We start from the raw sequence: 11963 nt of genomic DNA, 5'->3' as shown, positions 1-11963 counted from the left end.
AAAGTAAAATGCATGTGCTTTAATTAAAGAAGATGGATATTTTTAAGAGTATTGAAAAATTTATAGCTAGCGTATTGGCTTATGACTGGTTTGAGCCATTTGCAATTGTAATGTTAGCAATTTTAGCTAGCTTCCTTTCAAGGAAGATTATTAATTTTGCATTTGGAATTCGAAAAAAAGCTAAAAAAATTAAACGTTCCGAAGAACGACTGAAACGTAATGAAACGATTTCAAAGATTGCTAAAACAGCTGTAGATATTGTTATATGGATGACGGCTGCAATGAACTTTCTTTCTTCTATCGGAGTTAATGTGGCTTCACTTATGACTGGAGCTGGATTGATTGGTGTTGTAGTTGGTCTTGGCGCTCAAACAACCACGCGTGATATTCTTGCGGGATTCTTTATTGTTGGTGAAAATCAATACCGAGTTGGTGATACGATTGAGATTATGGTCGGCGGACGCTTAATTTCTGGTAAGGTTGAAAATATCTCTCTGCGAATTACGCAGGTTCGCGATGCTGATGGTAAGGTTCATACAATTCGAAATGGTGCAAGCGAAGCCGTAACAAACCTCTCGTTTAAATATGCGAATGTTAATCTATTGTTCGGAGTTTCTTATGATACAGATATTGACACTCTCGAAAAAGTTATTAACGGTGTTGGTAGAAAAATGCTAGAAAATCCTGAGCTTAAAAAGAATATTATTGAGCCGATTGAGTTTGTGCGTGTTAATAAATTCTTGGATTCTTCTATGGAGATAAAATGTTTAGGGCGAGTTAAGGCCGGTAAGCAGTGGGATGTTGCAGGAATTTTTCGACGTGAAATTAAAAAAGCATTTGATGAGAATGACATTGTTCTTCCATATCCACAAATGGTTATTCACGATATAAACCGCATTACGGCAAAAGACAAGACTAATAAAAATCACACACCAAATCGACATAATAAAAATAATGCAAAAAAAACCGGAAAAGAAATAAAACCCTTCTAGAAGGGTTTTATAATTTGTGGCGATTATTTGGACATTCTTCGTATTTTCCAGCATTGCAAAATGAGCAATTTTCTTTTTTGCAAGCCGAAAGATTATCTGTTCGGTGTGCGAAAGTTTGCTTAGGGGTTTTCGACTCAACTCGCCAGAATTTTATACTTTGAGGATGAAGTTTCCCTCTTTGATAGTGGCATATCTGTAAATAAGATTCGAAAATGCTTCGGACCGCCCAGCCGTAACCTTTTTCAGCATGGATAAGTGTGTTTTCTGGAATATCCATTTCGATCGTTTTTTTACGAAACTTATGTTTCGCTTTAATCTTCACCATAGTTAATCACCTCCAAGGTACTAAGATTTTTTTATTATACCATTTTTTGACTAAAAGGTCAATAAAATCAAACTGATTGATAAAACTTAAGCTTTATGATAAAATTAAAGCATAAACATAAAAATAAGGGAGGGAATATGGGTGAAAAACCGATTCAGGTGAATAGTGAAATCGGAAAACTCAAAACCGTAATTTTACATAGACCAGGAAAAGAACTTGAAGGGCTTACTCCAGAATATTTGGAACAATTGCTTTTTGACGATATTCCATATCTGGAAGTTGCGCAAGCAGAACATGACGCTTTTGCAGAAACTCTGCGCAGCCGGGGGGTTGAAGTTCTTTATCTTGATCAATTAGCCGCAGAATCACTTTATAATGATGAGATTAAATGGCGTTTTATTTCAGATTTTGTTCGAGCCTCAAAACAGGGAGAACGACACGTTACTCACGCTTTAATGCGTTATTTAGGTGAGTTTGAGCCACTCGATTTAGTTCGAAAACTTATGTCTGGAGTAAAAAAGGATGAAATTAAAACTGAAGAAGATGAGAAAACTCATTTGAATTATTATTTTAAGAGTAATTATCCATTCTTACTTGACCCAATGCCAAACCTTTATTTTACGCGCGATCCAGCCGCAGCAGTTGGAAATGGCTTGACAATCAATAAGATGCGTTATCCAGCACGTCGACGTGAGAGCTTGTTCATGGAATATATCATGCGCTATCACCCACGTTTTGCTGCCAAAACTCCCGGTGGAGAAGTGCCAGTTTGGTTTGACCGTTACAATAAATTTAATATGGAAGGTGGCGACGAACTCGTGCTTTCAAGGAACGTGATGGCAATTGGCGTTTCGCAACGAACAACTCCTGAAGCTATTGAAAAAGTTGCTTCGAAATTGTTTGAATTTTCAGACTTTAATAAAATCTTGGCAATTCAGATTCCAGTTTCGCATGCATTTATGCATCTCGATACTGTTTTCACAATGATTGATCGAGATAAGTTTACAGTTCACCCTGAAATTCTAGATAAAGATGGCGAATTGAACATTTATATTTTGGAAGATTCTGGTATCCCAGGACAGCCAAAAATTACGCACCGAACAAATCTAAAAGAAACCTTGGAAGAAGTTCTTGGTCTTGACCATGTAACTTTGATTCAATGTGGAGATGGTGATCCGATTGCTGCTGCTCGTGAGCAATGGAACGATGGCTCAAATACGCTAGCAATTGCACCAGGTGTTGTGGTTACTTATGATCGAAACTACGTAACAAACAAAGCTTTACGCGAAGCTGGTGTTGAAGTGATTGAAATTCAAGGTGCCGAACTTGGCCGCGGTCGAGGAGGTCCACGATGTATGTCAATGCCAATTTGGAGAGAGGAGATTTAATAAATGGCACTAAACTTAAGGAGTCGAAACTTTTTAACGCTTTTGGATTTTAAACCAGAAGAAATTCGACTAATGCTTGATACAGCGCACGAATACAAACGTCTAAAACGTGCTGGAATTCCACACAAAATTCATGAAGGCAAGCAAGTTGCATTGCTTTTCGAAAAAACTTCAACCCGAACTCGAACTGCTTTTACTGTAGCGGCTCGTGATTTAGGAATCCACCCAGAATTTTTAGGTAAAGATGATATTCAAATGGGTAAAAAAGAGTCAGTTAAAGATACGGCAATTGTGCTTGGGCGATCATTTGACGGAATCGAATTTCGTGGATTTGCTCATTCAACCGTTGAAGAACTTGCGAAATATGCTGGTGTTCCAGTTTGGAATGGATTGACTGATTTATATCACCCAACTCAAATTTTGGCAGACTTTATGACTATGGAAGAACATCTTGGTTATTTGAAAGGTGCTAAATTGGTTTTTGTTGGTGATGGCCGAAATAACATGGCGAATAGTTTAATGATCGGGGCTGCAAAAATGGGCGTTGATTTTCGAATTGCTGCGCCAAATGAACTTCATCCAGACCAAGCTTTGGTTGAAAAGTGTCGTGAAATCGCACATGAAACTGGGGCGAAAATCACAATTACAGATGACCTATATGGTGCCGCTCATGGTGCAGATTTCATCTATACTGACGTGTGGGTTTCAATGGGTGAAGAAGATAAATTTGAAGAGCGAATTCATCAGCTTCGAGGATTCCAAGTTAATACTGCACTTCTTCATGCAACGGGCAACCCAAATGTAAAATTCATGCACTGTTTGCCAGCTTTTCATGACTTAAACACTAAAATCGGTCAGGAAATTTTCGAAAAATATGGCTTGAAAGAAATGGAAGTTACAGACGAGGTTTTCAACTCAAATGCTTCAATTGTGTTTGATGAAGCTGAAAATCGAATGCATACAATTAAAGCGGTAATGGCTTTAACTTTGTAATTTAGGAGAAAAAATGGCTACAAAAAAAGTTGATGCAAAGAAAACTGATAAAAAGGTTTCGAAAAAACTGAAAGTTTTTAAATCACCTTCAGCTTTTAGTGTTTTGTTTATCATAATCGCGATTATGGCGGGATTAACTTGGTTGATTCCGTCAGGGCGATATGAATACACAACTAATGAAAAAGGTGAATCTTCAATTAAATCGGGAAGTTATACTAGAACTGAAAAGCGTTTGAAGGTTGTTGAGGAAGTTAAGGATCCGAAAAATGAGATTTCGGCTTCTGATGCTGAAAGCAAAGGATATAAAAACGTTAAAAAAGATTACGAAAATGCCAAAAAGGATAACAAAGATTTCTATATTAATCTAAAACAAGGTTTTTGGGATATTTTCACTTCGCCGATTTATGGAATGGTGAATAAACTCGATGTAATTGTGTTCGTGCTAATCCTTGGTGGATTTTTGGGTGTTGTAATGAAAACCGGTGCTCTCGATGCTTCAATCGGTGGGCTTCTCAAAAAGATGAAAGGCAAAGAGAAATGGTTGATTCCAGTCTTAATGACGCTCTTTGCGATTGGTGGAACAACTTACGGTATGCAAGAGGAGGCAGTGGCCTTTTATGCATTAGTTGTGCCAATTATGTTAGCGGCTGGCTATAATGCAATGACCGCAGTAATGGTGATTGTTCTGGGCGCTGGAGTTGGTGTTTTAGCGTCAACTGTTAACCCGTTCTCAACAGGAATTGCTGCAAATGCTGCTGGGGCGGATCTTTCAAAAGTTCTTTTACCTCAATTTGTTATTTTGGTTGTATCTTTGATCGCTTCAATCATTTTTACGATGCGATATGCTGGAAAAGTTAAAGCTGGTGGTTATGCTGAAGATTCAAAGGGTAAACCAGCAGTTAAATCAATCGATGCTTCGAATATTCCAAAATTTACTCTTGAACGAAAATTCGTTATGGGAATTTTTGGCTTTACATTCCTTGTAATGGTTATGTCATTGATTCCATGGGAGGATCTAGGGGTTTCTTTCTTTAAAGAATGGCACGAATGGCTTGCAACTTTGCCTGTTGTTGGACCAGTTTTCGGTTTTGAACATTCAGTAGCGTTCGGTAGTTGGTACTTTAATGAAATTTCAGCATTGTTCTTGATATCGACGGTTCTTATTAAAATTCTATATTATGAAGAATTTAAAAAAGAAGATATTTCAGTAACTAATACCTTTCTTGCAGGTTCAGCTGATCTATTAAATGTTGCATTAATCATTGCGGTTGCTGCTGCAATTGGCGTTTTGATGCGTGCTGGTGGAATTCAAGATACGATTGTTTATTGGGGTGAAGACTTGTTACGCAAGGTTCCTTCGCAAATATTTGGCGTTTTGGCATTTATCTTCTATATTCCAATGTCATTTATAATTCCTTCATCTTCAGGTTTAGCGGAGGCAACAATGCCGATTATTGCACCTGTTGCAAGTTTAGCTGGTTCTACTAAAGAGATTGCTGTTGTTGCATTTGCGACAGCCTCGGGATTGCTAAATATGATTGCACCAACGATCGCATCATTGATGGCTGGTTTGGCGCTTGCTGGTGTGCCATATAAAAACTGGGTAAAACGAACTGCTCCAATTATGGCAATCTTAACGATTATCAGTTTGGTTGTAATTATTGTGATGGGATTCTTGAAATAATAAAATGAGAGAAATTTCAAAATATCAAAGAGAATCTTTCCATCAAAAACTAACTTCAATATTGATAATTCTAGTTTTAGTAGCGATAGTTTTTGCAACTGCCTTTGTAGTTAAACTTCTTGATTTTACGATACCTTCAGCGCATCGTGGTCTAAAAGATAATAAAAAAGAAGAGTCTTCAAAGACAATAACAATATCAGGAAATCTAATTTGTTTATCAACTAAGCAAGGTAAGACCGATTCTTCGCAAAAATGTAAGGTCGGAATTATCGATTCAAAAGGCAAAAAATATGCAATATCTGGAGGAGGCAATATATTAGAGTTTTATGGCGGAGAAGCTGGCTCTAATGGTGTTGAGGTTTCTGGTGAGTTTCAGCCTGTTGACGAGAATGAGATTTACGATATAGTTGGTACAATTAAACGTTCGTAGTATAATAGATACTAATGAAACTACTAAGTGATCAAGTTAATGAACGTGAAATTCAAATAATTTTGCGCGAGCTCGAAAAGACTCGCGCAATTTTTGGTGATATTGTTGAATTTGGATGCTATGTCGGAACTACTAGTGTTTTTTTGGCGAAAAAGATTGAGGAATGGAACAGTGAAAAGCATCTTTGGCTATATGATTCTTTTGAGGGTCTTCCGGAGAAATCCGTTGAAGACGTAAATTCATTGGGTGAGGATTTTAAAAAGGGCGAACTTTGTGCAAGCAAAAAACAGCTTATTTCGAATTTAAGAAAAGCGAATGTCAAAAAAATACCAAAAATCACAAAAGGTTGGTTTAATCAGATTTCGCGAGAACAAATCCCTTCGAAAATTAGCTTTGCTTTTTTGGACGGAGATTATTATGATTCAATTTTAGACCCACTTAATTTAATATGGAATAATCTTGAGAGCGGGGCGGTTATCGTTGTTGATGATTATGGTAATCAGGCGTTACCCGGAGCATCAAAGGCCGTTGACGAGTGGTGCAGAAAATATAATATTCCAAAAGATATTGAAGCAACATTGGCTATTTTTAAAAAACCATAAAAAGTTTAAAAAACTATTGCGCTTGTGCATAAAATAATGTATTATATAAGTATAAGCGCTAAGAGTTTTTTAGGAGGCGAAACGAAAAATAGCGTGTTTTCTTGACTTTTGTTATTTTTTTTGATAGAATGATTGATAGGCTCGCGCAAAAACGTAAAATTATAGTATTAGGAATATCGGTCGAGCGCGTGAGTTGCACAAATAAAAGGAGAACACATGCCTATCAAAATCAATTTTCCTCCTTCAAGGAAGAAAATAATTGCGGTGGATGTGGTGCCTGCTGAATGGCAACGCTACATTGAACAATAAAAAGTGACAAAAAATAAAATCTCATCCGTTTTGTGGGTGAGATTTTTATTGTAATAAAAATTTTTGGTTATTATTTATTAGAATTTATAGCTTCGTCTAAAGCAGCTTTTAGTTTCGAGTCGTCACCCCAGATTTTTGAGTCCAGGTCTTTTCCGTTTAGGGTAAAAGATGGCGTGCCTGAAACTTTAGCCTTTGCTCCAATAGCTTGGTCGTATTTAATTTTTGCTTTGACTTTTTCGCTTTCGATATCTTTTTTAAATTGATCAATATTCAATTTAAGTTCGTTCGCATACTCTATGAAGTAGTCCATCCGATCATTAGCCGTTGAAGATGTCCACTCATCCTGTTTGTCATAAAGCAAATCGTGCATTTGCCAATACTTACCTTGAAGTCCGGCGGCTTCTGCAACGCTAGCGGCAGCTAGGGCATTTGGGTGTATTGAAACTAGTGGATAATTTCGAAAAACTAAATTAATTTTACCTTTATATTCTTCTGCAATAGCCTTAATCCTGTTTGATGCAGTTTTACATCCAGGGCATTGATAATCGCCATATTCAACTAGTGTTACCTTTGAATCGCTTTTTAAGTAAACATGTTCTGCGATATTTCCAGAATCTGCAGTTGCGGGAATTTCTTTACTAATATCAACTTTGCTTAAATCGATTTTTTCAAGACTTGATAACCAAATAATCCCGCCCAAAAAAGCTACGACTAGAACGCTAAAAACTATCGCAAATTTATTATCATCGACAAAATCCTTAAATTTAGCAAGGTTTTTTGCCTTATCTTTCTTTTGAGCCATAATCTCCTTTCATTAACTATTACCATTTTAACATAAAAATAAGCTTTTTCAAAATTACTAAAATATGGTACAATTAGGATATGCTATTAATAAGTATATTTTTCTTAGTTTTAATGCTTATTGTTTTCTCGTTGAAGGAAAAAGAAGTTGACTTTTCGGAATTTGAGCTTCAGCGCCGAATTGATGCGGGTGATAAGCGAGCAGAAAAGATGCTCAATAAAAAGAAGTTTGCTCCAGTTTATAATTATTTTTTGCGCTATTTTGGCTGTGCTTTAATGATTTTATCAGTAGTTTTATTTGCCAAAGTTGTTGATTTTTATCAAGCAACGTTAATCATTTTCGTAGTTTTCTTAGTTTCGAAAGGTATTTTAAAAAGTGGCGTGCTTTCAAACATTTCCTCGAAAATTAACCGAAAAACTATTCCAATTTTTGGTGGAATTTATTTTGCACAAAATTTGCGAATTCAAAATCGACTTTCAAAAATGGCGAATAAGAAACAGCCCTGGGCTTTTTACTCCAAGGAAGAACTTCTGCATTTTTTAGAAAAACATCGTCAAATCTTAGATAAAAATGAACAAAAATGGATTGAAAAAATTTTTGAGCTTAAAGAGGGGCGCGCTTTGGATGAAGGTATTTCGAGCGAGAAAATGGCTATTATCCATGCAAATGATTTATTGACGCCGTTGATTATTGATGAGCTTTTTAAGACGAAGCAAAATATTTTTCCAGTAATGGATTCAGAAGAAACTAGTGTTAAAGGTGTAATTTTCTTAGAGGATATTACTAAAATAGATTCGAGCGACTCGAAAAAAGCACAAAAAGTGATGCGTGAGGATTTTTTCTCATTAAAGTCGGATATTAGCGCACTAGATGCTTTCGAAAAAATGATTTCGAAAGATAAAAATTATGCAATCTTGCTTGAAAAAAATGGTGATCTAGCCGGAATTGTCAATTTGACGGATTTCATTCGCAAAAAATAGTAAAATGTGGTAAAATATAAAGAGTTAAATTCAGAAATTAGGAGAAATATGCGAACGCTTACGAAAAATTCAAAAAATATGGTGGGTGAAAAAATTACAGTAAAAGGCTGGGTTAATTCTCGGCGCGATCACGGTGGTTTAATTTTTATTGATTTACGTGATCATTCTGGATTACTTCAACTTGTGATTTCACCAGATTTTATGGATAGTTTCAAGTTGGCAGAAAAATGTCGGGATGAGTTTGTTGTCTCGGCAACTGGCGTAGTTAAAGAGCGAGATGAAAACTTGAAAAATCCGCATATCTTGACGGGCGATATTGAACTGGTAGTTGAAGATTTTGAAATTTTAAACCGAAGTGAGCCTCTGCCTGTTACAGTTTCTGATAATGGTCAAAAATCAAATGAAGAATTGCGTTTGAAATATCGTTTCTTGGATTTGCGTCGTGAAAAAATGCAAAAAATGTTGCGTCGCCGTGCAGAATTTTATCGTGAAATTCGAAAATTTATGGAAAACCATGAATTTGTTGAGATTGCAACGCCAATTCTTGCTAACTCTAGCCCAGAAGGTGCACGTGATTTCTTAATTCCAAGTCGTGTTCATCCTGGAAAATTCTATGCTTTGCCGCAAGCTCCACAGCAATTCAAACAGCTTTTAATGGTTGGTGGAATTGACAAATACTATCAAATTGCTACTTGTTTTCGTGATGAAGATCCGCGCGCGGATAGGCTTTATGGGGATTTTTATCAGTTAGACCTCGAGAAGGCTTTTGTTGAAAGTGGTGAAGAAGTTCGAGCTGAAATGGAAGTTCTTATTAAAGATTTGGTGAAAAATTTTGCTGGAAAGAAACTTTTGAGCGAAGAAATTCCGCGGATTCCTTATGAAGTTGCGATGGAAAAATACGGTAGTGATAAGCCTGATTTGCGTTTCGGAATGGAATTGATTGATTTAAATGACGCATTGGCTGAAACTGAATTCGGTGTGTTTAAAAATGCCAAATGTGTAAAAGCGATTTGTGTAAAAAATGGTGCAAGTTTGAGCCGTAAGCAAATTGATAACTTCACTGAAATTGCTAAGAGTGAGGGTGCTGGCGGTTTGGCTTATATTACATATGCTGAAGGTGAAGCAAAAAGTCCAATTGTGAAGTTTTTGAGTGAAAATGAGCTTTCGAAAATTAAAGAAGAAACTGGCGCAGAAGATGGTGATGCGATTTTCTTTGGTGCAGATAAACGTGAAGTTGTGAATAAAGTTTTGGGTCGCCTTCGAAATGAATTTGCTACTTTCTTCAACTTAAAAAATAATGATGAAGTTGCTTTGGCTTGGGTTGTTGATTTTCCATTCTATGAATTTGATGAGAAAAATCAGAAGGTTGACTTTGGTCATAATCCATTTTCAATGCCAAAAGGTGGCGTTGAAGCTCTTCGAAATGCTGAAACCGATGCTGAAAAATTGGCGATTAAAGCTGATCAGTATGACATGGTGATGAATGGTTATGAAATTTGCTCAGGTGCTGTTCGAAATCATAATCCAGAAGTAATGTATGAAGCTTTTGGCCTTCTTGGATATGATAAAAAATATGTTGAGACTAAATTTGGCGCAATGCTAAACGCCTTTAAATTTGGTGCTCCACCACATGCGGGCTGTGCATTTGGTTTGGATCGAATTTTCATGATTTTGATGGACGAAGAAAATATTCGTGAAGTTGTGGCGTTCCCTAAGAATGGTTCGGGTGTTGACGTAATGATGAGTTCGCCAAGTGTAGTTGATGAAAACCAATTAAAAGAATTAAAAATTGAAATCGCTGAAGATGAGGACTAAATTGGTTAATTTTCGAAAAAAATCTGGATTTTTAATAGTTTTTGCATTATGTGGTTTGTTAATTGTAATGCAATTTTCGAAGGCAGTTTTTGCTGAAGAAGCCGCAAAAGAAAAGCCAACAGATGTGCAACTTTCGAAAATCAGTGAAAAATGCACAGATTTAAAGAAAGATTTAAAAAAGCTACGTTCAGAAGATGCCTTAAAGCGGGTTAATTTAGGTAAAGACTACGAAAAAATTTCGAATGGGTTAATGTCGAATTTTAATGCCCGAATTGCTTTAAACAAGAAAAATGATGCAGGATTGATTTCACTAACAGCAGAATTTGATGAAAATTTCCGTTATTTTAGGGATAATTTTCAAAATTATGAGCGCGAACTTTCGGAACTTACCACTCAAGATTGCGCAAAAAATCCAAGAGAATTTTATTTAAAGCTTGAAAAAGTTCGAAAATTGCGACGAGAAGTGAGTTATAATACGACAAAATTAAGCGAAATTGCTGAAGAATACGGTATTCAAGTTCATGAATTCGTTATGAAAAACACAACAGGAGCAGCAAATGAATGATTTTTGGAAAAAAATTAAAAAGAAAATTACTACTTTATCATCACAACCACAAAAAGAAGTTAACGGTTCGAGGAATTTAATTATATTTATTGCTGGAAGTTTGGGGATTACAATTGTTCTAGTGGTTGCGAGCCTAGCTCTATATACTGCCGATGGAACAATCCAGCTTGATTTGAGTCGACCAGTTTTGCAAGAAGCGCGTGAAGCTCAGAAAAAGGCGAAGAAGGAAGAAGAAAAACGCAAGCAGTTCGAGAAAGATGAAGACTTTTCTCCGCAAGGTGGACTTTCGAATAAAGAAATGGCGAATTTTGAATTGTTTTATTCGCATGCACGTAATAAAATTCATGCAAATGAGTTTAATGAGAATTCTCTTAGCGATGAAGCTTTAAAAATAACAGATCAGTAAAGGAGAAAAATGGCTTTTTTAAACCCGAAAGATTTTATAATCACTCGAAAACGCAAACTTTATAAATTTGCACTTTTTAATAATTCTGCAATTTGTTTTGAATTTGACGAATGGAATAAGGAAAACGCCGAAGTTGATAACCTTGAAATTGGGGCGGGAACTGGATTTTTCAGCGAAGCTTTAGCGGCAAAAAATCCAACCAAGAATTTTGTAGCGGTTGATGTTAAAGCTGATAGGCTAGTTAAAGGTGCAATTAAGGCCGAACAAGATGGTATAAAAAATATTCGCTTTTTAAGGGCTCGAGCCGATCAGCTTCTTGATGCTTTCGTTGAGAATTCAGTAAAATATCTTTGGGTTACATTTCCGGATCCATATCCACGAAATCGAAATGCTGGTCGCCGATTAACTCACCCAACTTTTTTGCGAATTTATGCAAAATTATTAGCGGAAAACGGTGCTTTATATTTTAAAACTGACGCTAAAGATCTTTTCGATTGGAGTTTAGAGCAACTTGTGGCGGAAGGTTGGCGAATTGAACGCCTTAGTTTTGATCTTCACGAAAGCAATTTGAACGAAAACTACAAAGTTATGACCACTTACGAAAAACGTTTCACAAATGAAGGTCTAAAAATTAACTTTGTAAAAGCTACGCCACCGAAAGAATAAAAATAT

General features: G+C 36.2%; 13 protein-coding genes. 11 read left to right on the top strand and 2 right to left on the bottom strand.

All coding sequences use genetic code 11. The features are described from left to right. Window positions 1-32 precede the first annotated feature (32 nt). On the top strand, window positions 33-992 hold the full coding sequence (locus tag HXK94_003225; protein QTI96246.1) for a mechanosensitive ion channel family protein: 960 nt from the start codon (window positions 33-35) through the stop codon (window positions 990-992). Between the two features lie 7 nt (window positions 993-999). Here HXK94_003225 and HXK94_003220 read toward each other — a convergent pair whose 3' ends face one another. Beyond that, window positions 1000-1317, bottom strand: coding sequence for a hypothetical protein (locus HXK94_003220; protein QTI96245.1), 318 nt, complete (start codon window positions 1315-1317; stop codon window positions 1000-1002). A 137-nt stretch (window positions 1318-1454) separates the two neighbouring features. On the opposite strand from HXK94_003220, the gene arcA reads away from it, so the two are divergent. Genes arcA through HXK94_003195 form a run of 5 tightly spaced genes read left to right on the top strand, consistent with a single transcriptional unit; the run spans window position 1455 to window position 6414 of the window. Then, a complete protein-coding gene (gene arcA, locus HXK94_003215) occupies window positions 1455-2705 on the top strand; it encodes an arginine deiminase (protein ID QTI96244.1) in 1251 nt (416 codons plus the stop codon). Window positions 2706-2708: 3 nt separating this feature from the next. After that, window positions 2709-3698 (top strand): ornithine carbamoyltransferase, encoded by a 990-nt coding sequence (gene argF, locus HXK94_003210; GenBank protein ID QTI96243.1) that lies wholly within the window; start codon window positions 2709-2711, stop codon window positions 3696-3698. 13 nt (window positions 3699-3711) lie between these two features. Next, the gene (locus HXK94_003205; GenBank protein ID QTI96242.1) at window positions 3712-5382 is read left to right on the top strand and encodes a hypothetical protein; all 1671 of its coding nucleotides are present in this window, start codon (window positions 3712-3714) and stop codon (window positions 5380-5382) included. A gap of 4 nt (window positions 5383-5386) precedes the next feature. Beyond that, a complete protein-coding gene (locus tag HXK94_003200; protein ID QTI96241.1) occupies window positions 5387-5812 on the top strand; it encodes a hypothetical protein in 426 nt (141 codons plus the stop codon). 14 nt (window positions 5813-5826) lie between these two features. Beyond that, window positions 5827-6414 (top strand): TylF/MycF family methyltransferase, encoded by a 588-nt coding sequence (locus HXK94_003195; GenBank protein ID QTI96240.1) that lies wholly within the window; start codon window positions 5827-5829, stop codon window positions 6412-6414. A 379-nt stretch (window positions 6415-6793) separates the two neighbouring features. On the opposite strand, the gene HXK94_003190 is transcribed toward HXK94_003195, so the two are convergent. Further along, window positions 6794-7525, bottom strand: a complete 732-nt coding sequence (locus HXK94_003190) for a DsbA family protein (protein QTI96239.1) — start codon at window positions 7523-7525, stop codon at window positions 6794-6796. An 80-nt stretch (window positions 7526-7605) separates the two neighbouring features. Between HXK94_003190 and HXK94_003185 the strand changes: the two genes are divergently transcribed. The 5 genes from HXK94_003185 to trmB are packed head-to-tail and all read left to right on the top strand — an operon-like array spanning window position 7606 to window position 11957. Then, window positions 7606-8505, top strand: a complete 900-nt coding sequence (locus tag HXK94_003185; protein QTI96238.1) for a CBS domain-containing protein — start codon at window positions 7606-7608, stop codon at window positions 8503-8505. Window positions 8506-8553: 48 nt separating this feature from the next. Next, entirely contained in the window at window positions 8554-10320 is a 1767-nt protein-coding gene (gene aspS / locus HXK94_003180) for an aspartate--tRNA ligase (GenBank protein QTI96237.1), read from the top strand. Beyond that, window positions 10310-10885 carry a hypothetical protein gene (locus HXK94_003175; GenBank protein QTI96236.1) on the top strand — a complete coding sequence of 192 codons (576 nt, stop codon included), beginning with the start codon at window positions 10310-10312 and terminating at the stop codon, window positions 10883-10885. The genes aspS and HXK94_003175 overlap by 11 nt, the downstream gene beginning before the upstream one ends. Next, complete coding sequence (locus HXK94_003170) at window positions 10878-11291, top strand: hypothetical protein (protein QTI96235.1); 414 nt, start codon at window positions 10878-10880, stop codon at window positions 11289-11291. The genes HXK94_003175 and HXK94_003170 overlap by 8 nt, the downstream gene beginning before the upstream one ends. A 9-nt stretch (window positions 11292-11300) precedes the next feature. Then, window positions 11301-11957 carry a tRNA (guanosine(46)-N7)-methyltransferase TrmB gene (trmB, locus tag HXK94_003165; protein QTI96234.1) on the top strand — a complete coding sequence of 219 codons (657 nt, stop codon included), beginning with the start codon at window positions 11301-11303 and terminating at the stop codon, window positions 11955-11957. Window positions 11958-11963 lie beyond the last annotated feature (6 nt).

Source organism: Candidatus Nanogingivalaceae bacterium (assembly GCA_015257795.3).
Taxonomy (GTDB): domain Bacteria; phylum Patescibacteriota; class Saccharimonadia; order Saccharimonadales; family Saccharimonadaceae; genus Nanogingivalis.
Note: the sequence above shows the minus strand (reverse complement) of the source record. Positions and strands in the feature narration are given on the sequence as shown.

What these genes read in the sequence shown, in the direction of transcription:
- HXK94_003225 (QTI96246.1), top strand. Translation starts at nt 33, where the DNA reads ATGGATATTTTTAAGAGTATTGAAAAATTTATAGCTAGCGTATTGGCT.
- HXK94_003220 (QTI96245.1), bottom strand. Translation starts at nt 1,317, where the DNA reads ATGGTGAAGATTAAAGCGAAACATAAGTTTCGTAAAAAAACGATCGAA.
- arcA (QTI96244.1), top strand. Translation starts at nt 1,455, where the DNA reads ATGGGTGAAAAACCGATTCAGGTGAATAGTGAAATCGGAAAACTCAAA.
- argF (QTI96243.1), top strand. Translation starts at nt 2,709, where the DNA reads ATGGCACTAAACTTAAGGAGTCGAAACTTTTTAACGCTTTTGGATTTT.
- HXK94_003205 (QTI96242.1), top strand. Translation starts at nt 3,712, where the DNA reads ATGGCTACAAAAAAAGTTGATGCAAAGAAAACTGATAAAAAGGTTTCG.
- HXK94_003200 (QTI96241.1), top strand. Translation starts at nt 5,387, where the DNA reads ATGAGAGAAATTTCAAAATATCAAAGAGAATCTTTCCATCAAAAACTA.
- HXK94_003195 (QTI96240.1), top strand. Translation starts at nt 5,827, where the DNA reads ATGAAACTACTAAGTGATCAAGTTAATGAACGTGAAATTCAAATAATT.
- HXK94_003190 (QTI96239.1), bottom strand. Translation starts at nt 7,525, where the DNA reads ATGGCTCAAAAGAAAGATAAGGCAAAAAACCTTGCTAAATTTAAGGAT.
- HXK94_003185 (QTI96238.1), top strand. Translation starts at nt 7,606, where the DNA reads ATGCTATTAATAAGTATATTTTTCTTAGTTTTAATGCTTATTGTTTTC.
- aspS (QTI96237.1), top strand. Translation starts at nt 8,554, where the DNA reads ATGCGAACGCTTACGAAAAATTCAAAAAATATGGTGGGTGAAAAAATT.
- HXK94_003175 (QTI96236.1), top strand. Translation starts at nt 10,310, where the DNA reads ATGAGGACTAAATTGGTTAATTTTCGAAAAAAATCTGGATTTTTAATA.
- HXK94_003170 (QTI96235.1), top strand. Translation starts at nt 10,878, where the DNA reads ATGAATGATTTTTGGAAAAAAATTAAAAAGAAAATTACTACTTTATCA.
- trmB (QTI96234.1), top strand. Translation starts at nt 11,301, where the DNA reads ATGGCTTTTTTAAACCCGAAAGATTTTATAATCACTCGAAAACGCAAA.